This is a genomic window from Trichocoleus sp. DQ-A1, assembly GCF_039961955.1.
In the GTDB taxonomy this organism is placed as follows: domain Bacteria; phylum Cyanobacteriota; class Cyanobacteriia; order Cyanobacteriales; family FACHB-T130; genus FACHB-T130.
In genome coordinates this window covers 91,240-112,869 of sequence record NZ_JAMPKE010000011.1, presented here as the reverse complement: position 1 = coordinate 112,869, position 21,630 = coordinate 91,240, and the positions used below count along the sequence as shown (strand labels likewise).

At 46.1% G+C, this 21,630-nt stretch carries 16 protein-coding genes; 4 read left to right on the top strand and 12 right to left on the bottom strand.

Annotation, left to right across the window (positions count from 1 at the left end):
* Nucleotides 1–80: 80 nt before the first annotated feature.
* The 5 genes from NDI33_RS13355 to NDI33_RS13335 all read right to left on the bottom strand — a co-directional run bounded on the left by NDI33_RS13355 (nucleotide 81) and on the right by NDI33_RS13335 (nucleotide 5,994).
* Nucleotides 81–527, bottom strand: coding sequence for a response regulator (locus NDI33_RS13355; protein ID WP_190412061.1), 447 nt, complete (start codon nucleotides 525–527; stop codon nucleotides 81–83).
* Complete coding sequence (locus tag NDI33_RS13350) at nucleotides 472–2,778, bottom strand: ATP-binding protein (protein ID WP_190430438.1); 2,307 nt, start codon at nucleotides 2,776–2,778, stop codon at nucleotides 472–474. The genes NDI33_RS13355 and NDI33_RS13350 overlap by 56 nt, the downstream gene beginning before the upstream one ends.
* A gap of 501 nt (nucleotides 2,779–3,279) precedes the next feature.
* Nucleotides 3,280–3,939 carry a translation elongation factor Ts gene (gene tsf / locus NDI33_RS13345; RefSeq protein WP_190412059.1) on the bottom strand — a complete coding sequence of 220 codons (660 nt, stop codon included), beginning with the start codon at nucleotides 3,937–3,939 and terminating at the stop codon, nucleotides 3,280–3,282.
* A gap of 42 nt (nucleotides 3,940–3,981) precedes the next feature.
* Complete coding sequence (rpsB, locus tag NDI33_RS13340) at nucleotides 3,982–4,779, bottom strand: 30S ribosomal protein S2 (RefSeq protein ID WP_190412058.1); 798 nt, start codon at nucleotides 4,777–4,779, stop codon at nucleotides 3,982–3,984.
* A 273-nt stretch (nucleotides 4,780–5,052) separates the two neighbouring features.
* A complete protein-coding gene (locus NDI33_RS13335; protein ID WP_190675965.1) occupies nucleotides 5,053–5,994 on the bottom strand; it encodes a glycosyltransferase in 942 nt (313 codons plus the stop codon).
* A 191-nt stretch (nucleotides 5,995–6,185) separates the two neighbouring features.
* Here NDI33_RS13335 and NDI33_RS13330 point away from each other — a divergent pair, with 191 nt between their 5' ends.
* Entirely contained in the window at nucleotides 6,186–7,388 is a 1,203-nt protein-coding gene (locus NDI33_RS13330; RefSeq protein ID WP_190412056.1) for an argininosuccinate synthase, read from the top strand.
* 92 nt (nucleotides 7,389–7,480) lie between these two features.
* On the opposite strand, the gene NDI33_RS13325 is transcribed toward NDI33_RS13330, so the two are convergent.
* Nucleotides 7,481–8,113: a DedA family protein gene (locus NDI33_RS13325; protein ID WP_190412055.1), complete on the bottom strand. Its 633-nt coding sequence runs from the start codon at nucleotides 8,111–8,113 to the stop codon at nucleotides 7,481–7,483.
* A gap of 452 nt (nucleotides 8,114–8,565) precedes the next feature.
* Here NDI33_RS13325 and NDI33_RS13320 point away from each other — a divergent pair, with 452 nt between their 5' ends.
* Nucleotides 8,566–11,919: an EAL domain-containing protein gene (locus NDI33_RS13320; RefSeq protein ID WP_190675963.1), complete on the top strand. Its 3,354-nt coding sequence runs from the start codon at nucleotides 8,566–8,568 to the stop codon at nucleotides 11,917–11,919.
* A 96-nt stretch (nucleotides 11,920–12,015) separates the two neighbouring features.
* Here the strand turns inward: NDI33_RS13320 and NDI33_RS13315 are convergent, their stop codons facing one another.
* The 3 genes from NDI33_RS13315 to NDI33_RS13305 form a co-directional block, all read right to left on the bottom strand.
* Entirely contained in the window at nucleotides 12,016–12,459 is a 444-nt protein-coding gene (locus tag NDI33_RS13315) for a response regulator (protein WP_190412119.1), read from the bottom strand.
* Nucleotides 12,460–12,605: 146 nt separating this feature from the next.
* Nucleotides 12,606–15,089, bottom strand: coding sequence for an ATP-binding protein (locus tag NDI33_RS13310; protein WP_242033142.1), 2,484 nt, complete (start codon nucleotides 15,087–15,089; stop codon nucleotides 12,606–12,608).
* 604 nt (nucleotides 15,090–15,693) lie between these two features.
* Nucleotides 15,694–15,942, bottom strand: a complete 249-nt coding sequence (locus NDI33_RS13305; RefSeq protein ID WP_190438801.1) for a Ycf34 family protein — start codon at nucleotides 15,940–15,942, stop codon at nucleotides 15,694–15,696.
* A gap of 174 nt (nucleotides 15,943–16,116) precedes the next feature.
* Here NDI33_RS13305 and NDI33_RS13300 point away from each other — a divergent pair, with 174 nt between their 5' ends.
* A complete protein-coding gene (locus tag NDI33_RS13300; protein ID WP_199302447.1) occupies nucleotides 16,117–17,484 on the top strand; it encodes a CCA tRNA nucleotidyltransferase in 1,368 nt (455 codons plus the stop codon).
* 173 nt (nucleotides 17,485–17,657) lie between these two features.
* Here NDI33_RS13300 and NDI33_RS13295 read toward each other — a convergent pair whose 3' ends face one another.
* From NDI33_RS13295 to NDI33_RS13285, 3 genes are all read right to left on the bottom strand, one after another.
* Nucleotides 17,658–18,629, bottom strand: a complete 972-nt coding sequence (locus tag NDI33_RS13295; RefSeq protein ID WP_190438806.1) for an orange carotenoid protein N-terminal domain-containing protein — start codon at nucleotides 18,627–18,629, stop codon at nucleotides 17,658–17,660.
* A gap of 421 nt (nucleotides 18,630–19,050) precedes the next feature.
* Nucleotides 19,051–19,566 (bottom strand): GrpB family protein, encoded by a 516-nt coding sequence (locus NDI33_RS13290; protein WP_190438809.1) that lies wholly within the window; start codon nucleotides 19,564–19,566, stop codon nucleotides 19,051–19,053.
* A 17-nt stretch (nucleotides 19,567–19,583) separates the two neighbouring features.
* Entirely contained in the window at nucleotides 19,584–20,702 is a 1,119-nt protein-coding gene (locus NDI33_RS13285; protein WP_190675961.1) for an FAD-dependent oxidoreductase, read from the bottom strand.
* A gap of 80 nt (nucleotides 20,703–20,782) precedes the next feature.
* On the opposite strand from NDI33_RS13285, the gene NDI33_RS13280 reads away from it, so the two are divergent.
* The gene (locus NDI33_RS13280) at nucleotides 20,783–21,625 is read left to right on the top strand and encodes a YaaW family protein (RefSeq protein WP_190424968.1); all 843 of its coding nucleotides are present in this window, start codon (nucleotides 20,783–20,785) and stop codon (nucleotides 21,623–21,625) included.
* Nucleotides 21,626–21,630 lie beyond the last annotated feature (5 nt).

The following is a 21,630-nucleotide window of genomic DNA, read 5'->3' as shown; positions in this document are numbered from 1 at the left end:
ATTTTCTGGGATCTCCCCTCCCCTCCTGTTCCCGCTCGGCAACTGCTTGCATTTTAACAAGATACGAAAATTTCTTGTCATCATTCCGATGGCAGGGTAACAGTTTCCAGCCAAAACTCTTCAATTCCTTTAACAATTTTAAAGAGCTGGCTGAGGTTGCGGGATTTGGTGATGTAGCAATTTACGTGCAAGTCATAGCTGTGGAAAATATCATCTTCATTTTTAGAAGTTGTCAGCACTACTACTGGGATGCGTTTCAGCTTGGGGTCGGCTTTAATTTCCGCCAAGACTTCTCGACCATCCTTCTTCGGCAAGTTCAAATCCAGCAGAATCAGGTCAGGGCGAGGTGCATCAGCATACTCGCCCTCTTGGCGCAAGAAAGCCATCGCATCCACACCATCTCTGACTGTCACGACTTGGTGTGGAAGCGAGCTATTTTTTAAGGCTTCTTGGATTAAGCGGATATCGGCTTTATTGTCCTCGACTAAAAAGATTGTTTTGTGGTTTTCTTCCGTTTCTACGCTCACGATCGCGTCCCCCTACTGGAATCGTAAAGTAGAATGTTGCACCCTGACCTAATTGGGACTCGACCCAGATGCGCCCTCGGTGACACTCAACAATCTTTTTGCAAATTGCTAAACCCATTCCTGTACCTTGATACTCATCCCGCGTATGCAGACGCTGAAAGATAACAAAAATGCGATCGCTAAACTGCGGATCGATGCCAATCCCGTTATCCCGTACTGAGAATAGCCACGCATCCTCTAGTCGAGAAGCTCCTACATGGATTTCTGGCGGTTGCTCGCTGCGGAACTTGATAGCATTGCCAATCAGGTTCTGGAACAGTTGCATCAACTGGGTGCTATCTGCCATAACCGTCGGCAAGGGATCGTGAGCGATCGCAGCTCCCGTTTCCGAGATGCGTCCTCGCAAATTAGCCAAGGCACGGTCTAAAGCCGTGTCCACCCCTGTCATTTCAAACTCGATAGCCTGCATATCCACCTTAGAGTATGCCAGCACGTCATCAATTAGCGTCTGCATTAAGCTGACTCCCTCAACAGTGAAGCCAATGAATTCCTTCGCGTCTTCGTCGAGTTGCTCTAGATAGCGCATCTCCAAAAGTTGTACGTAGTTCGCTACCTGATTGAGTGGCTCTTGCAAGTCATGGGAGGCGACGTAAGCAAACTTTTTCAGCTCAGCATTGGAACGTTCTAAATCTTGAGCTAATTGGGCAAGTTCATCAGCTTGGCGCAGCACAATGTTAATAATTGCCTTTCTGAGTTCAAGTGCAGCTTTAATTTCTACCTGTTTCCAGGGTAAAGACGTTAAGCGAACCGTTTCTTTCCACAGATCAAATGATTTGCGAGGACACAGACGAATATTTCCCTCTGACTGGTTTACTTCAAACGCCTTATTTGGGTCGCCACCCCAATTCACGGTTTGAATTACTTCCGGTCGAAACCACAAAACATAGTTATTCTTAGAAATCGGAATCGCTAATAAGCCACTGGCAACGTTTTTGAAACTTTCTGCATCTGGATAAATCTGAGGTAAGGAATCGCTATAGAAGACTTCTTCCTCGACGTTATTCTTTAGCCATTGGACTAAAAAGTTGAGTTCTTCTTCTGTGGGAGTCTCACCAACCATCGTGCAATCCCCGCCAAAGCACACGGCAGCACCTTTAGCGTTAGCAAGCTCCAGCAGATTCGGTTGGTGTTTAACTAAACCATCAATAAAGTTTTCTTCTTGAGACATATATTCAACCAAGGCTGATTGGATATATGCCAGCTTCATGCGATAGCCGTAATCTTCAGTTTCTTCTCTGGTTGAGATTTCTGAAAAGATGACGCGCCCCAAGAATTCGCAAGCTTTTCGCAGCTCATAAGAAACATACTTGGGGGACTGATGATGGCAAGCAATCAGTCCCCAAAGTTTTTGCTCTTTCATCAAAGAAATTGTCAGAGAAGCACCCACACCCATATTGTGCAAGTACTGGATATGACAAGGAGACGCGCTTCTGAGAATAGAGTTCGTTAAATCAAGCGGACGCTGATTAACTGGATTAAGAATCGGAAAAAGTTCAGCAGATTGAGAAGTGGCATCCGGGATTAACCTGATCCAATTCGAGGTAAATAACTTTCTAGCTGGTTTAGGAATATCTGATTCTGGGAAGTGGAGACCTAAGTAAGGCTCCATACTTTCTAGTTTTTCTTCAGCGAGGACAGATCCATGCCCATCGTCATCAAACTTATATAGCATCACCCTGTCAAATCCGGTGACTTTTCGCACCTCTTTCACAATGATTTGACAAAAGTCACCCAGAGTTGATGTTTTTTCTAACTGGTTGATAGAGGCTCTGGCTAGATGATAAAAGCTTAAGAAGGGGATGTTTTCTTGGGAAATCGCAGGTTCTAATTCCAAAATTAAAAATCCATCTGCATTCCGGTGGAAAATGCCATCAAAGACTAAATACTCATCACCTTTTCTTCTAGCCCAAATCTTGATAGGGTTGATAAAATCAAGATTTTCTTCTAATAGTCCTGCTTTAATTCTGTCTACTTGGAACGGGTCGAGAACTTCTTCTAATTTCTTTTGCAGCATATTTTCGGGGGAGATTCCGAAAACTGTGGATATATTGCTGCTAACTTGTAATATTGTTAACTCAGGTTCTGCGAGAACGAAAATTATTCCGTGAGGCTGAACTTTACTAGCATTATGAATGGGTGCTTCTTTCAAGCTAGTTATATTAATCCCTGGCACTTGTAAATTGATTTCCATTACGATCCTTCCTTTTTTCTGGAACTATCAGAAGTAGATTATCTATAGGATTGAATACCCTAAAAGGATTTCCCGCACCAGCTAAATGTCCCTTTCGTAGCGCTGTATTACTGGCAAATAGTCAGCTCGATCCTGAACTCCAAGATACAATTCTTGTCTATTTAGGGGCTAAAAAATTTCGTTACTTTTCTAGTGAGTTTGCACTCCTCAACGGTGTTTCGCAGTGTCCCCTTAATCTGCTCGCGCTCAAAAGTCTAGCACAAGGATCGAGGCAACACTCCTAAGGAGGATGTTAAGAATTCCACCCAAACAAAAAGTTTTTCTGCTTTTAGTGTTTCTGTCTTTATAAAGGGTTTCCAAGGTGTTAATTTGTTGAGATATATAGAATGGGGATATCGTGCCTACAAGCGCTGAAAATCTCTTGAAAATAAAGATAAAAAAAGACAGGTTTCCATCATGGAAACCTGTCCTTCCTAGGGATTCAGCCAGAAAACTTGCTGATTAATTGCCGCCCATTTGAGCTGCAACTTCCTCAGCAAAATTGCTTTCTTTCTTTTCCAGTCCTTCACCGAGAATAAATCGGACGAAGCGACGGACTTGGATGTTTTCACCTAGCGTCGCAATATTTTGCTTGATCAACTCTTCCACCGTGATACTTTGGTCACGAATGTAGGGCTGATCGACCAAGCTCAACTCTTGCAGGCGTTTGTCAATTCGACCCTGAACAATCTTTTCTTTGATGTTCTGCGGCTTGTTGCCTAGGTCATCCCGGCCCATTTCGATTTCTTTTTCCTTCTCAACGATTTGAGCGGGAATGTCGCCAACCTTCACGTATTCAACGTTGGGGCAAGCTGCAATCTGCATAGCTATGTTCCGCACCAGAGTTTGGAAGGCTTCGTTGCGGGCGACAAAGTCTGTCTCGCAGTTCACTTCCACCAGGACGCCGACTCGACCTCCGGTATGGATGTAGCTGCCAACCAGTCCTTCTGAGGCTTGGCGATCGCCTTTTTTCCCAGCGCTAACCATTCCCTTTTGACGCAGCCATTCAATGGCTTTGTCCATATCGCCATCGGTTTCTTTTAGCGCTTTTTTGCAGTCCATCATGCCGACACCAGTTTTTTGGCGCAGCTCGTTCACGAGTTTTGCAGATATTTCCGCCATTTCCTCAGTTCCTAACTAAGAATTGATGTTTCTAACGCTGAATTATCCCTCGGTTTCTTCTTCCTCTTCATCAGGAACCGAGTCGATTTCCTCGTATTCGATATCGTCTTCAGCGCCTTCGTAATCTTCGTAATCCTCTTCTGCTTCTGCGTCTAGCTGACCGTGACGACCTTCATAGATAGCGTCTGCCAACTTACCCACTATTAGCTTAATGGAGCGGATAGCATCGTCATTGGCTGGAACGGGAATATCCACTACATCCGGGTCGCAGTTTGTATCCAGCAGCGCGACGATAGGAATCCCCAGTTTTTGGCATTCTTGAACTGCATTATATTCCCGGCGCTGATCCACGATCACGACGATGTCGGGAACTTTCCGCATTTGCTTAATCCCGCCGAGGTATTTCTGCAATTTGGTCATTTCCCGGCGCAGCATCGAAGCTTCTTTCTTGGGCAGTAAGTCGAGGACTCCGGTTTCTTCCCGGCGTTCCAAATCTTTTAGGCGCTCTACCCGTGTTTTAATTGTCGTCCAGTTGGTGAGCATTCCCCCCAACCAACGTTGGTTGATGTAGTAAGAACCACAACGAGCGGCTTCTTGAGCCACAATTCCTGCGGCTTGACGCTTGGTACCGATGAAGAGAACCTTCTTGCCCTGTTCTGCGGCGGTTCGCATATAGGTGTAGGCATCTTCCATCAGCTGGGCAGTCTGAACCAAGTCGATGATGTGGACGCCATTGCGGGACGTATAGATGTATGGAGCCATTTTTGGGTTCCACCGGCGGGTCTGGTGCCCAAAGTGAACACCCGACTCCATCATCTGAGCCAAAGAAACAACTGACATATTTATTTTCCTTTCGGGTTAATCCTCCATCCAGGCGTATTTCCAGCGGAAACACCCGAAACCCTGAATGTGCGGAATGTACGAATTTAGACAACTCTTCCAGTTTATCAGAGTTATAAGGGCTTTGATGGGAAAATTTGCAGGAAAAACATTGAAAAATAGGCTAGCACAGTTGCGGTAGCCGATTTCTAGACATTTGGCAAGGAAAATATTAAAAGATTAGCGATCGCGCAAAATAAATCGCTCGCATCCTTAGCAGTGCAATCATGTAAATTAGGCTTTTTGCCTCGCTTCGGCGTAGGCTGCATAAACACCTTGAACGTTGTACCAATTAAGGAAAATTCGAGCAATTTCTAAGGCTAATTGAGGTTTACCTTGATTAATCAGCCATTGCAAAAAGGGTGCCATTGTGCGCTCGTTGAGTCTGCCACCGATGGAAAGAAGACCCCAGAGGATGCGGTGAAGGAGGGTCATTTGAATCATCATTTTGACATCCCAGGTAGGGTGCTTTTGATAGAATAAAACGCCCATCCGTCCCCGTTGGATTTCTCGATCGATCATGGGGGGAATTTGTTCTAAGGCAAAGGGGGGGTGCCAGTGATAGCCGACTGCGGCTGGACATTTAATCAGTTTTAAACCCAATTGTTTGAGCCTGATGCCGAGTTCTAAATCTTCCCAGCCGTAAAGTTGAAAGCGGGTGTCAAATAATCCAGCTTTTTCGAGCCATTTACGAGCGATCGCTACATTCCCCGTGGCAAAGTAAGCAGCGGAAAAATCCGTGATTTTGTAGGGTTCCGAGGTGGGATTCTCGAAGTTATTCGTATTGATCACCCAACCGTAGGTGAAGAGGCGATCGCTTCCGAGATTCTTTTCTCCTTCAACTAAGGCGTCGGCGTGTGCTTGGAGAAAATGCTCGGTAACGACTAAATCGCTATCAATAAAGATAATGGTGTCACCCTGAGCCTGTTCTACACCTAGATTACGGGCGGCGGCTGGCCCTTGATGATCTTGCAAGAGCGATCGCACGTGAGGAAACTCTGCGGCGTGTTGGGATAACCACTCCAACGTGCCATCCGTCGAACCATCATCCACCAGCACCACTTCATAGCCGCTGACGACGCTACCAGCACTCAACTGCTGGTGTTCCATTGCTCTAAGGCATCTTTCTAGAATCGGCTTGCGGTTATAAGTTGGAATGACAACGCTAAAAAACACGATTTCCCCCGGATGACAACACTTTTAGTATCTCTCAAAGAACTGTAAGCCAATGAACAGAAAGCATTTTCATCTATCCCCTGGTGCCCTGGATGGCTATGGCTGAAGATTAATCTGTGCTATTCCTGACAAGACTTGGCATAGATTAGTTGCATAATAAGAACTCGTTGTTTTGCGGAAGTGAGAGATCAATGGGTCGTGCTACCAAAGTTGTGCTGGCATATTCAGGGGGAGTCGATACCTCCGTCTGCATCCCATACCTGAAGGAGGAATGGGGAGTTGAAGAGGTAATTACCCTGGCGGCGGATTTGGGACAGGGAGACGAACTAGAGCCAGTCCGGGAAAAAGCGCTAAAATCGGGTGCTAGCGAATCGCTGGTTGCCGATGCTACAGAAAGTTTTGTCAAAGATTATGCGTTTCCAGCGATTCAAGCGAACGCTCTTTATGAAAATCGCTATCCCCTCCAGACTGCTTTGGCACGTCCGCTGATTGCCAAACTTTTAGTCGAAGCGGCTGAAAAATACGGTGCGGATGCGGTGGCGCACGGATGCACGGGGAAGGGCAATGACCAAGTTCGGTTTGATGTATCGATTGCGGCGCTGAACCCAGATTTGAAGGTGTTGGCACCAGCGCGGGAATGGGGGATGAGCCGAGAGGAAACCATCGCTTATGGTGAGCGTTATGGGATTCCTTCGCCCGTGAAAAAGAAATCTCCCTACAGTATCGATCGCAATTTATTTGGTCGCAGCATTGAGGCGGGACCCCTAGAAGATCCTTGGACGGAACCGCTAGAAGAAATCTATGCGATGACCAAAGCGATCGCTGACACGCCCAATGAGCCAGAATACGTTGAAATTGGCTTTGAAAAAGGCATCCCGATCTCCCTCAACGGTGAAGCTTTGCCGCCTGTGGCGCTAATTACGAAACTCAACGAAATTGCCGGAAATCACGGTGTCGGGCGGATCGATATGATCGAAAACCGCCTAGTGGGTATCAAATCGCGGGAAATCTATGAAGCCCCGGCTTTAATGGTTTTAATTCATGCCCACCGCGACTTAGAAAGTCTCACCTTAACCGCAGATGTGACCCACTACAAGCGCGGTATCGAAGAAACTTATACTCAGCTAGTTTATAACGGTCTTTGGTATAGTCCGCTCAAAGCCGCCCTGGATGCCTTCATTCAACAAACACAGGAGCGGGTATCGGGAACGGTGCGAGTTAAACTTTTTAAGGGCAACTCGATGACTGTGGGGCGTAAATCTGAGAAGTCCCTTTACAGCCCGACGTTAGCAACTTATGGAGCTGAAGACCAGTTTGACCATAAAGCTGCTGAAGGATTTATCTACGTTTGGGGATTACCGACTCGCGTTTGGTCGCAAAAAGCGAGAGGTTAGTTTGAAAGTTTTGAGTTTTGAGTTTTGAGTTTTGAGTGAGAAAACACATTCTTTTCATTCAAAACTTAATCGCTCATCACTCAAAACTTTTTCTAATCTCCCTCGATTGAACGCTTGGCTTCGCGGGACTCTAGCCACAGAGGAACGGCAATCCAGGCAATCAACAGGAATAACGCAATTAAACCAAATTGAGCGACCCACACAACTAATTGTTCCAGGGGTACCAGTCGCCCTGCGAAAAAGGACAACGTGACCATTACCGATGCCCAAGCAGTCGCCCCAGCTATGTTATAAGCCATAAACTTGAGGAAGGGCATTTGGGCAATTCCAGCGAGAGGACTGGCGACAATTCGCAGCACAGCCAGGAAACGACCGAGAAACACTGTTTTTCCGGCGTTCTCGCTCACTTGTTGCTTGAGTTGTAAGAGTTTTTCTTCGCGGATGCGGAAAAATCCCCCAACTTTCACCAGCAGGGGCCAGCCGCCTTTTCTGCCAATCCAGTAACCGCAAGTACCACCGACAACTGCACCAGCGATCGCACTCCCTAGCACGAACCAGTAACTCAGTTCCTTACTTCCCGCCAAGAAACCCCCGGCGAGCGTGATTGTTTCACCAGGGATGGGAATGCCAAGATTTTCCAGCAAAATCCCCAAAAAAACTGCCCAGTAACCGTAGTGGTGGGCAATTTCTTTGATATTTTCTACAGATACAAACTCTAAAGACATTTATCTGGGTCTTTACATAGATTCATACTTCTATCATAGTGGCTCGATCCGCTCAGGGTGTCAATCAGGGCGGGAAATCTTGAGATTGTTATCGAGACGGCTACGGGCGAGGATTTTGCCCCTAGCACTCAAGGGCGATCGCACTCCTCTTCATCGGCAAATAGGCAGCCCAATATCTTTCTTGAGGAAATAAGGATTAAACAGGCGAGTTTACGTCTTTTTCGATTTGCTGCTTCGCCTTAAAAAAACATTTTCAGCAGGTATACCGACGGACAGATGCCAAATTTTAATTTTATTCTTATTAAGACTGTTAAAAAGTAATGCTCGTCAGGACTCAAACCAAAAACCAGTTGTGAGTGAATTTGCAACTGTGGCTGAGTGAGGACTTCTCTAGCTTTACCCTTGAGGAGAGGAACTCTAAGATAGAGGTATTTTGTTTCTAATATTATTTTATGTCTAAAGACTCAATAAAAGTGCTTTTAATTGAGGATGACGAGGATGACTATATTCTGACGCGCGATCTCCTCTCAGAAATTGAGCGAGAAAAGTTTGATCTCGAATGGGTAGATAGTTATGATGCTGCTTTAGAAAAGATTCAGATGCATCAACATGATGTCTATTTAGTGGACTATCGTCTTGGCGCACACAACGGCTTGGAATTGTTACAAGAAGCCATTTCAACTAATTGTAAAGCGCCGATCATCTTGCTGACCGGGCAAGGAGATCGGGAAGTAGACTTTGCAGCAATGAAAGCGGGAGCTGCCGATTACTTAGTTAAGGGGAAGATGGACGCGCCGCTATTAGAGCGGGCGATCCGCTACTCGATCGAGCGAGTCAAAACGTTAGAGGCGCTGCGGGAGAGTGAATCGCGGCTAGAGAATATTCTTGGCTCGCTCGATGACAGCGTATGGTCGGTTTCAGCCATCACTAGGGAGCCGATTTACATCAGTCCGGCGGCGGCGGAAATTTATGGTCGTCCAGTCTCCCAGTTTTTCGAGCGCCCGAACCTCTGGCTGGAGGTGATTCACCCAGAGGATCGAGAACGAATAGAAGCGATGACGCAAGCGTTACTCCAAGTCGGTGCAGCAGACGAAGAGTATCGTATTTTCCGACCGGACGGGCAAGAGCGTTGGATTCGCAATCGCGCTCATCTAGGGCGTGACGCGAATGGGAATGTCATCCGAATCGATGGTTTGGCTGCCGATATTACCAAACGCAAGCAGGCAGAAGAAGCCTTGCGGTCAGCTATGCGCGAAAACAGCCAGCTAGCGGCGGCGATCGCTAACCTGACAACTGGAGTTACAATCACCGATCCAACTTTACCTGACAATCCAATTATCTTTGTTAATCCTGCTTTTACTGCCATCACCGGCTACTCGGCGGCGGAAGTGATGGGTTCTAATTGCCGCTTTCTACAAGGGAAAGATACCGATTTCACTGTTGTGAAAGTGATGCGAGAAGCGATCGCATCAAAGCAACCGATTATGTGTGTAGTCCTGAACTACTGCAAAGATGGGACACCGTTCTGGAATGAACTCACCATCAACCCAGTTTTTGATAACGAAGGGAAACTCATCAACTTCATCGGGTTGCAGAACGACATCACGGTTCGCAAGCAAACCGAAGAGGCAATTGAACGACTGCGCCACCAAAACGAACTAATTCTCAACTCAGCGGGTGAAGGAATTTATGGTTTGGATATTCATGGAAACGCCACCTTTGTTAATCCAGCTGCTGCGAGAATGCTGGGATGGGAAGTTGAAGAACTCATTGGCAAACCCTTGCATTTTATTTGCCACCATTCAAAAGCCGATGGCGCTCCTTATCCGCGAGAAGCGTGTCCAATTTATGCAGCCTTTAAGGATGGCACAGTTCAACAAATAGAAGAAGAAGTCTTTTGGCGAAAAGACGGTACGAGCTTTCCCGTTGAATACATCAGCACCCCCATTCGAGAAAATGGTCAGTTGGTGGGTGCAGTCGTTACCTTCCAAGATATTACCGAGCGCGTAGGGGCAGCTACCAAGGCCGCCCAAACCCAGGAGGCTTTGCGTGAGAGTCAAGAACGTTATGAACTCGCCGTTTCTGGTGCTAACGACGGACTTTGGGACTGGAATTTAAAAACAAACGAAATTTATTTTTCTCCTCGCTGGAAATCCATGCTGGGCTGCGAGGAGAGCGAAATTAGCAATACGCCTGATGCCTGGTTTGAGCGAGTGCATCCTGAGGATATCGAGCAGTTGAAAGGGCAGATTTCTTTACATCTGGAAGGGCTGACCCCCCATTTTGAGAACGAACATCGCATACTACACAAAGACGGAACATACCGTTGGATGCTAATCCGGGGGATGGCTGTACGAGACACGAATGGGAAAGCCTCTCGCATGGCTGGCTCTCAAACTGACATCACCGAGCGCAAGCAAGTTGAGAAACAACTCCTCCATGATGCTTTTCATGACGTGTTGACAGGCTTACCAAACCGAGCCTTGTTTAGGGATCGGTTGGGACAGGCAATTGAACGGTCAAAACGAACCAGTGACTATTTCTTCGCCGTCCTTTTTCTAGATATTGATCGCTTCAAGGTGATTAATGACAGCTTGGGACACATGATTGGCGATCAATTGCTGGTAGCGATCGCGCAGCGGTTGAAAGCTTGCCTGCGGGGTGGAGATACAGTTGCACGGTTAGGTGGAGATGAGTTCACCATCCTGCTCGACGATGTCAAAAATATCAATAACGCCACTGACATTGCCGAGCGCATCCACTTAGAACTTATGCATCCTTTCAGCCTTAACGAGCAAGAGGTATTCACGACAGCAAGCATCGGCATTGCCATCGGGGGTGGTTCGCAAAGCGCCCCAGCAATTGGATATGACTGTCCGGAAAATCTCCTGCGCGATGCTGACACCGCAATGTATCGTGCCAAATCAATGGGGAGAGCGCGTCACGAAGTCTTTGATACCACCATGCATACCCGCGCGGTGGCACTCTTGCAACTGGAAAACGACTTGCGGCGTGCGATCGAGCGGGATGAATTTCAGCTTCACTATCAACCCATTGTGTCATTGACAACTGGCAGGCTTGACGGGTTCGAGGCGCTTGTACGCTGGCAGCATCCGGAGCGCGGTTTAATCTCTCCAGCGGAATTTATTCCCATTGCCGAAGAAACAGGTTTAATTGTTCCCATTGGGCTGTGGGTACTCTACAATGCATGTTACCAAATGTATGATTGGCAGCAATTTTATCCAGAATTACTATTAACAATCAGTGTTAATCTTTCGAGCAAACAGTTTTTACAACCAGATTTAGTCAAGCAAATCGCTCAAATTTTGCGGGAGACTCGCCTGGATGCGCGAAGCTTGAAGTTAGAAATTACTGAAAGTGCAGTTATGGAAAACGCAGAATCGGCAATCAAAATGCTTTTCCAACTAAAAGCTTTAGGCGTGCATCTGCATATTGATGACTTCGGCACTGGCTATTCATCCTTAAGCTATCTGCATCGGTTTCCCATCGATCAGTTAAAGATTGATCGTTCTTTTATTAGTAGAATTGGGGCGAAAGACGACAGTTTAGAAATTGTCCGTGCTATCGTGACCCTGGCTCATACTTTAGAGTTAAATGTGACAGCAGAAGGGGTGGAAACAGCCGAGCAACTCTCCCAACTGAGAGAAATGGAATGCGAATATGGGCAAGGATATTTTTTCGCTAAACCCTTAACTCAAGAGTCAGCAAAAGAATTAATTGTTACAACACAGCAGCTTACCACCGATTTTAATTATTTTGCCTCAATCTTTGCAAAACCTCAATAATCTTATGTGCGCTGAGTAGATGACTGAAATTTAGTATTGCTTAATGTTAGGTTTTGCCAAGGCGAAACCTAACTAGGAATTCTGCAAAACTATATTTTATAGTGTTGAGTTTTCCGCTTCATTTTCCTTTAGTGGCAATTCAACAATCTCAAACCAGTATTTTCCCAAAGCTTTCATCACAGAAACTAGAGATTCAAATGTGACTGGCTTAGCAATGTACGAGTTTGCGCCTAAACCGTAAGAACGATAGATGTCTTCCTCAGCCTTTGATGTAGTCAGCACGACGACTGGAATAGGTCGCAGTTCGGGATCGGCTTTAATCTCCTGGAGAGCCTCCCGCCCATCCTTTTTAGGCATATTCAGATCCAGCAGAATTAAACCTGGACGGGGCGATTTTATTAACTGAGTATACTTACCCCGATGGTAAAGATAATCCATCAGATCCTCACCATCTACAACAAAGTGTAGATCGTTAGCGAGTCGGCATTCTTCTAATGCATCCTTTGCTAGCAGCCGATCGTCTTCATCATCGTCAGCCATCAAGATGGTAATTAATTTTCCAGCTTTATTCACAGCGTTTTACTCACACCAAATTCCAGTACTTTCGCATAATTTGCAGTCGCGAAAAAAGGCTTGCTTTCTGAGATTGATCAGCAAAAATCTAAAATTTAAAATTCCAAAATCTATCACCTAGATTGCTTAACAGGTAGCGTGACAATGAATGTCGCCCCCTCCCCTAATATGCTTTTTGCTGTGATAGTACCACCATGACGCTCGACTATTTTACGGCAGATCGCTAAACCAACTCCCGTTCCTTCATACTCGTTACGACCGTGTAGGCGTTGGAAAACTGTGAAGATCCGATCCAGATACTTTTCGTCAAAACCAATGCCATTATCTTCGACCATAATTTGACACATGGGACGAGCTGATAAGTCTTGTGTCCAAAGCTGCTCGTCCTTCTCTAGTAATTGACTCCAAATCTTGACGACGGGTGCTTCTTCCTGACGCCGAAACTTCAGCGCATTGCTAATCAAATTCTGTAATAATTGCCGCATCTGCGACGGATCAGCATCAATCGTTAGCAGTTCGCCAATTTCTACTTGTGCGCCTACCTTCTGGATATGCACCTCCAAATCAGACAAGACCTCTTGTAGCACGTTGGTGATATTGACACGAGTAAAAGGCTGAGCTTTGCTTGTCACCCGCGAGAAGGCTAGGAGGTCATTAATAAGAGTTTGCATCCGTTGCGCCGCTTTTTGCATCCGCTCCAGGTAGTCCTTCCCCTCATTAGTTAGGGATTCTCCGTATTTGAGTTTGAGGCGATCGCCAAAGGCTTGAATTTTCCGCAATGGTTCCTGCAAGTCGTGGGAAGCGACGAAGGCAAAGTCTTGCAATTCCCGGTTGCTTTGTTCCAATTTGAAGGTATAAGCTTTTAATTTTTCCTCTGTTCGCTGTCGTTCGGCAATTTCAGCTTCAAGCTCTGTATTAATGATTAATAATTTTTGAGTACGTTCTTGCACCCGTTCTTCGAGCATTTCATTGGTGCTTTTGATTTCCCAAAACTTTTGATTAAGGGTCGCAGCCATTGACTTGAAGTTGCGAACTAGAGCGTCCAGTTCTGTCACCGAACTATTAGGCCAATCGATCAATTCTTGCTCTGAAAGTTTATGAGGCAGATTTGTCGTTACTTGCGCTAGTTTTGAGAGGGGGCTAACTAAGCTGCGGCTTAGAAGGGTTGCAAAGATGAGCGCGATCGCTGAAATTAGCATCAAAATCGCTAAACTATTGGTATGAACGCGCTCTATATGGCGGACGTCTGGTGTCGCAGACAATTCTGCAATGAGAGTCCAAGGAAGTTGGCTATCAATCGGAGTCTCTTGCACAAAGAACGAATTGTTCCAACGCACCATGACAAGCCGACTGCCACTTATCGGTAGCCACTGATAAGTCATCGGCGCAATTGGACGAATTTCGCCATCCTTACGACGATCAAATGTTTGCATTGCTACTCGCTCAGACAGAGTACTAGCAATTACAGATTTTCTGCGATCGACGAGAGTAATTTGCAGTCCCCGCTCGTCAACATTTGATTTTAGGAGTTCGTCAATACCGTTCAAATCGAGTTCTGCAATGACTAAACCACGGAAGCGATTATCTCTTAGCACGGGTACGCTGAGAATTACCTTTTGTCCGTTCACTACATCCGATAGAGTAGGTTGCAGAGTATTATTTATTTCCTTAAAGTAGGGTTTAACAGCAAGATTCAATCCAATAGTGGACTCTCCCGCTTCATTCTGTCGTGGTGAAGATGTAATTGCTTTACCTTCGGCATTGACTACATAAATCTCATGGAAATCTGGAAATGTCCGTCTAGCAAATTCTATACTTGACTGCAATGCATCCAATTTGGTAGGCTCATCAGCAGCAATCTGAGCAAATTCTTGAACTGCCTTTAGATGTTGCTGATGCCAAGAACGCATTTCAACAACTAAATCTATAGAAGCCGCCTTGAGTTCTGCATTAGCTGTTGTCTTGATGTTATCAATTACGCGGCGGCTGTCTAAAACCATAAGAATTAGAGTAGGAAAGAAGACAAAAGCTACTAACAAATTAAAAACAGTTTGTTGCAAAGAAAGCGTGCTAACTGCTTGAGGACGACCTAGCCATTTATGAATCGGTAAATGAGTCAGTATCAAGCTAGCAATTAAAGCATTGAAAATCCCGTTTACAGGCTGCTTTAACAAGATAATCAACGCTTGTGTAGTATCTACGTGCAAGATAATGGCATAAAATAGCCAAATGAGAGGCATCCCGATGAACAGCCAGAAAATTCCGTCTAGCAGCACGATATTCTGACGTAGACGATGAAACAATAAACTAACAAAGAATGCTTCAGCGGTAAAGGTAATTACCGTGTAGGGATGATGCCAAATAAAATAGGTACAAATGCCAGAAATGAAGCCTGCAAAAGTACCCCAACCTGTACCGTACAAAAATACTATAATCCAAACGGCAATGCTGCCAAATAGGAAATCTATATCGAAAAATAATGACCAACGGAAATAATTACCTAAATATCCGGCGGCGATTAAAATACTTAGTCCAAAAGCGGCTTTGGTTCGGGCGTAAAACGGTGTTATTTTTGGGAGATAAGGACTTAAATTCATAACTACGGCTTGTTTTTCTTGATTGATGTTGAGCCAGATAAATTCTGTTAGAGCCAGTCGCTTTACTCACAAACTGGACTTCTTATTACCTCCCCTTTTTTGAGTGTAGTGGTGAGTGAGGGTGGGGAGATAGGTAAGATGATATGTATCTTCGCAAAACTAAAAAGGCATAAGAACTATTAAAGATTCCTAATTATCATGGCTAATATTTCATAAATTAATTCAGATTAATATGCTAATTATTAAGAAATGTGGTTTAGAGCGATCGCTTATCTAATCCCTACTACCATCTCTACCCGTTTCTCACCAGTTCTCTTCATTTTTGCCTACTTGCTAAGGGATCATTGCTGCAAGAAGATAAAAAAGCATTAGTTTATTAATTACTGCAATAACTCTAAAACAGCTCAGCTTCTTAGCCAATTGTTACGCGGGTCGTCTGTATCTGAGCAATTATTGACAAGTCAACGATTTTTCTGAGTAAGTTCGACTCTATGCAGTCGCCTGAATTGCCTAAATGCAACAAAACGGCTACTGCTTGCCTCAGTAGCCGTCGCGTTAAAGTTTGTAAAACAGCGTAGCTTAGCGCAATCTGACTTAGATATTTTCAGGTTGGCACTAACTCGCCGGGACGCAACCGCGCCCATTTGCCGGTTTCCCGCTTAAAGCTGAGACAACCCACAACATCCCATTCCATCTCAATCATTTCCCCCTCGGTGCGGATATTGACATTGATGGTGGGTTCAGTGGCTTCAAAATCGGGGTCTTCAGTTAGATGAGGCACCTGATGCTGCATTTCTACCGCATGATAGGTGGTGCAGCGGTCTACGTATTGGCAGTTAACACAAATACACATAGGACAGCCTCCAGAGGCTTTTCTGTTAATCTAGCTCAGTCAACACGTCTATTAATTACCTATTGGGTTGATTTTTATTGCAATGTGTCTTTGAGGCGAATAAATTCACAGACACACAAACGCTTGTTCCTGTGCGTGGACTCGGAAAATTATCTAAATGGGGTAAGTATACAGATGCACTTAAACACAGACACCTCTACCCTATCGCCAAAAACTTGGCCTTTTAGCCTGGAATTGCTCCCGGAACCCGCTTATATGGTGGGGGGTGCTGTGCGAGATGCTTTGCTGGGACGCCGCCGCGAGTACCGGGATCTAGATTTTGTCTTACTGGCGGATGCGGTAAAAACAGCGCGGAAGATTGCCAGTCGCTACAAAGCGGGGTTTGTGTTGTTAGATGCCCAGAGACAGATTGCCAGAGTCGTATTTGAGCAAGCAACCGTTGATATTGCACAAGCCGAAGGGTCAAATTTAGAAATCGATTTGCAGCGGCGCGACTATACAATGAATGCGATCGCATACAATCCCTACACTGGCGAACTCATCGACCCCCTGAATGGCTATGCAGATTTGCAACAGGGCATCATTCGGATGGTTTCCCCCAAAAATCTGCAAGATGACCCTTTACGGCTATTAAGAGCGTACCGCCAAGCCGCCCAACTCAGTTTTACCCTTGAGACGGATACCCAAGCAGCAATTCGACAACTTGCACCTTTACTGGGGCAAGTATCGGCAGAACGAGTGCAAGCAGAGTTTGCCTATCTCCTTAACACTTCTGAAGGCACTCCTTGGATAATTACTGCCGTTGAGGATGGTTTACTTCAAACTTGGTTTCCCAGTGCCTCAAGCCCCCAACCGTTCCCGAACCTTCCCCTGCAAACGGAGGGAACAATCGCGAGGTTAATAACTCCACCTCTTAGCCCCCTCCCCGTTGACGGGGAGGGGGTTTGGGGGAGAGGTTCCGAAAATGTCTCTACAATCTTGCCAGCAGTTGAACGTTCAGCGGTATTGCTGGGAGAAACATGGCATGAGTTAGCAATCTTTTTATCTAGCTTGGTAGGCGATACCTTAAAAACTTCTTGGTTGGGCATTGCGAAGCTGGCGATATTGTTATCACCCGTGCCGGAAGCTGCTGAAACTCAATTATTGAATTTAAAATACAGCCGCGCTGAAATTCGCGCCATTACCACTGCACTCAAATTATTGCCGCAGCTGCAACCATCTCAGATGTCTTTAGGAGAGCAGTATTTATTCTTTCGGGAGGCAGGACAGGTTTTTCCCGCCATCGTCGTTCTGGCTGTAGCCACTGGGATATCTGTCGCAGAATTGACACCCCTCATCAACCGCTATCTTACTCCTGACGACCCAGTTGCTCATCCCGCGCCCCTTGTCAGCGGCAAGGATTTGATCCAAACTTTCAATCTCCCATCTGGGCCACAAGTTGGTAAATTTCTCACCGCGATTGGAATCGCACGCGCTGAAGGTAAAATCTCTACCCCCGCAGAAGCCATAAAATTAGTTTCGCAACTACTGGAAGAGCCGTAAAACTTTTACAATACTTTTTGAGAATTATTTGGGCGTTATGAGTGGTTTGGTGAAAAATTGATGTCTTGCAGACTCAAGCAAAAATGTAGGGTGCTAGGATCAGCACCCTACATTTCTTGTTGCTAAGGCGATTATTTGTGCCTTATCTTATCTCAGCAACTGTACCTAACGTCCTACTGACGAGTTAGGTTTAGGAGTTCTTTCGGGGACGCCAATAAGTCAACCGCCACGAAGAAAATTTTGCCTTGAGGATCTAGTAAGAACCGCCACGCAATGTTCATGCCAACGCTGGCACCGAACCAAGGAGTTTCTACTTTCCCTGTGACTTTATGCTGGGTATAGCCATCTTCTATGCGCTCAGAGACGCCTTTCTGTGGCATCATCTTGAGTCCCTGACATTCTTCGCGCATATATGCAGAAATCGCTGCACGACCGACAATTGGCTTCTGGAAGGGCGGTTGCAATGCTCCCTTTTCCGCAAATAGAGACACAGCCGCCTCAAAGTCAAATGCGTTCATGTTTTGAATATAGTTCAGCACTGTAGGCTCACTGATGCCATCAATACTGATCTTCGGACGGGAAGCTAGGGCGGTGGGTGCTATATAGGGATCTTCGGGTTTTGCGTAATCGTTGAGAGCCGGATCAAATCCCATGTTGATGACGGTATTCCGCAAAACTGTGATTTGCTGACCCGGATCGAGTTTCTTGATGGTTTCCAGCACTGCTGCGGCTTCCGGGGTCATTTGATATCCCGTTGGGATGGGAGCGACAATACCCTGTGCCATCAACTCTCCTAACTCATACCAAAAACCCAACTTGGTATTGACGCTGAAAGAAGAATAGGAACGGCTGATGGGAGTGTCAGCACGGTTAGCAAGATCCTCCATCACTTTCGTTTGGGCGGCAGCTGGCATCTGCTTAATTTGGGCTAGTAAACCTTCCGCTAGTATCATGCGGGCGGCTCCTGTGGCGGCGCGAGTAATTGAAACACCCATTTCGGTGTAGGCAAACCAGAGTAATGCCAGTTGATCGTCAACGCTGAGCTTATCGAAAGCTTCCGTGGTAGCTGGAACCGCATTAGCAATCTGAGTTCCAGGGAAAATGCCCTGTGCGGACTCAATCGTATAAGTCGTGGATGAAGTCATGGATGCATTATTTAGATTCGTTAAAACTATTAATCCAGAAATTTCTGGGTTACGAATCTTTGTCTCCTGTCTTAAAACATATAACAAAACATTACAGAATGTAAAGTTTTCTTTACATTGGGGGAGACAGAGGTCACACCATCTAAGGCTGCCAAGAATCAAATTTATTCATACAGGGTCTAGGGTTGATGGCAATTTCCATCCCCCAAATGTTATGAAACGGTTTGTAAATACTGGTGTTTGATGAACGCTCTCGCCTTGAAAATCACTAGCAGCTAATGGCAGACAAGCAGCGATCGCAACTTTGGGCAATTTGCTCTTTTGCCGCAACAGAGTTGTATTTGGCTATGTAACGTTAAATCGGGCAATGCTAAGAAATCGCTGCTAAAAAACTTTCTCCGGGTAGCGATCGCTGCTTATCTTAGATAATTTGCCGCCATGCCCTAGCATTTGAGAGTAGCTGCTCAATCAAAGGAGCCTTTGCCTGGACGTAGCCCTCTCGATCTAGCCGGAATTGTACCGCTAACTCGCGCTTCAAAGCATCATATTGCTTCGCCTTCTCTGGGTGCGCCCTGAGAAAATCGCGGAAGATTAGCTGGTTTTCCCAAACCTGATTCCCTCGTTTCACCAGATGGAGATGGTGAGTGCGGGGCATCCCTTTACGAAAAAAGTGCCGTCCTGGAACACCCAACTCACCTTGGTAGAGATAGCCGAGTGTTTCGAGAGATGTAATCTGAGTGACGCTAGGTGGTAACTCCTCTAAGCCTACGAGAATATCAATAATTGGTTTAGCTGCTAATCCTGGCACTGAGGTACTGCCAATATGGTGGATGTCCAAGACGGCATTACCGAGGGCGTGGAGAATCTGGAGTTTTTCCTGCTCAAATTGGATAGGCCAATTGCTATCGTAATCAACTACTTGGATAAAATCTTCCATCGGTTTAAATTAACTCCTTAGCGATCGCTCCTACCAGATATTTGCTGGAGGGTTTCTAAAAAACTTTCCCCCGGCAAGCTTCGCATTTCCATCTGTTGATTAATCTTGACGGCGGCGGCTAATCCAGAATTCATCGCCCCTTCTACCAAGCTTCCCCCGCACCAATCGCCACAACAAATTAGGGGCAACGGTGTCCCAGCATTCAGGCAATCTTGATGCAAAGGACGACTGGGAAAAGCATAGCGCCAGCGATGGATTTGAAACCATTCGGGAGAATCTAGCCACGGAACAAGTAACTGTGCAGCACGGGATAACATCTGGCGTGCAACTGGGTTTAAATCTTCGGCGTCTAGGTAATGTTTGGCAAATTCAGCAGTGCTGTGCAAAACAAAGACTGGTATCTGGGGATTGGGGCGTTTGCTGCTGTCTAAACCAATCCACGCTAAGTCAGAGTCCTGTGTAACATCTAGGTGTAACGGGAAATTTACCGTCTCTGCATTACTTAAATCTTGCTGTCGAGAAGCTGGATAACCCGCCATTACACTGAGACAGGGGTCAAACTCCACAGCGCGTAAACTATCTAGAAATTGAGTTGGTATGGTTTTGGCTAAGGGTTCCAGTAGCATCAAAGCTTGAGGCGCTGGAATTGCCACGACAACAGCTTTAGCAATTAATGGGTCGGCTTTCGGCTCAAAAGTGAAATGCCAAGTTTTCTCATCAGTTGGGGTAATTTCTTGAACCCGTTGATTCAGACGCATTTCTAAACCTGTGGCGAGGAATTTAGCGATCGCATTCATCCCCATTGGTGCCACATAACGGGGACGGATCGAGGATAAATTCGGCTTTGCTGGTTCCCGGCAAACAGGATTCGTCCAGGCTTGAACAATCCCCGGCTTTCCTTCAAAATCGCTTTGCTTCACCCGCAAAACATCAATAAACTTCTCAGTTAACTGCCCTTGGGGTTCTAAATAACGCAAGCCATGATCGGCACAAGTGCCCTGCAATCGGCGCGTTGCCACCCTTCCCCCAACGCCACGAGATTTGTCAACGACGACCACTTTATATCCAGCTTGGTGCAACTGTTGAGCAACGGTCAGTCCCGCGATACCCGCACCAATTACGGCGACATCAAACACTACGGATAACCCTCAGTCTTCAAGTATATAGAAGTAGAATAAGGGACAGCACCGAATCTGGGGTCTGGGAGGAATTGAAGTTGGACGAGCTGAGAGCCGCGCTGGAATTAGCCACAGAAGAAGAGTTACAGCAACTGACAGATATTCTATTTCGCCGCAAATTTAACCCCTTAGATTACGTTCAGACACCTGACCCGATCGACATTCAAAGCCAAGATCACGAAGATTGGTTGGATGCGATCGAGCAGAGATTTCGCTTTTTAGCGGCGGATGGAGTGACAGTTTTGCGAGGACGCACGGGTGAAGTCACTTATCGACAAATTTTGATCCAAGTTTGTCGATATCTGAAAATTCCCTATTCTGCAAAACTTTCAACGACTGATTTAGAAGCAGAAGTATTTCTCAATCTGATGGGTCGGGCGTGGAAACAAATGCCACGACACGAACAGAAAGCGTTAACTGCCAGAGTACAGCGATCGCTCGCGAAGTCTCAACTCTCTGAACCCCTCCCAGTGCAGTTGCAGCACGACCCAATGGCTTTATTGGTTAAGGGCGGTAGTGCCCTTGCCGTCAGTTCCATTGTCCAGCCGCTGCTGCTACAACAACTTGCCCGTCAGTTTGCGATTCATTTTGCTAGCTATCAAGTTGCCAAAGAAACGGTTATCCAAGGCAGTGCTGCGGCTGCTGCACAGTTCCAAAATTATATGGTGCTACAAACCGCTAAGCGGGGGATGGCAATGAGTGCCGCCCGTTATGGTGCCATCCGCAGTGTATTTGCATTGGTGGGACCCGCGATGTGGGCGTGGTTTTTTGCCGATTTGGGCTGGAGAGCGATCGCGACTAATTACGGTCGGATTATCCCTATCATCGTTGCCTTAGCGCAAATTCGCCTAACTCGTGCCGAATGCTGGGAACCTGCTTAGGAGTT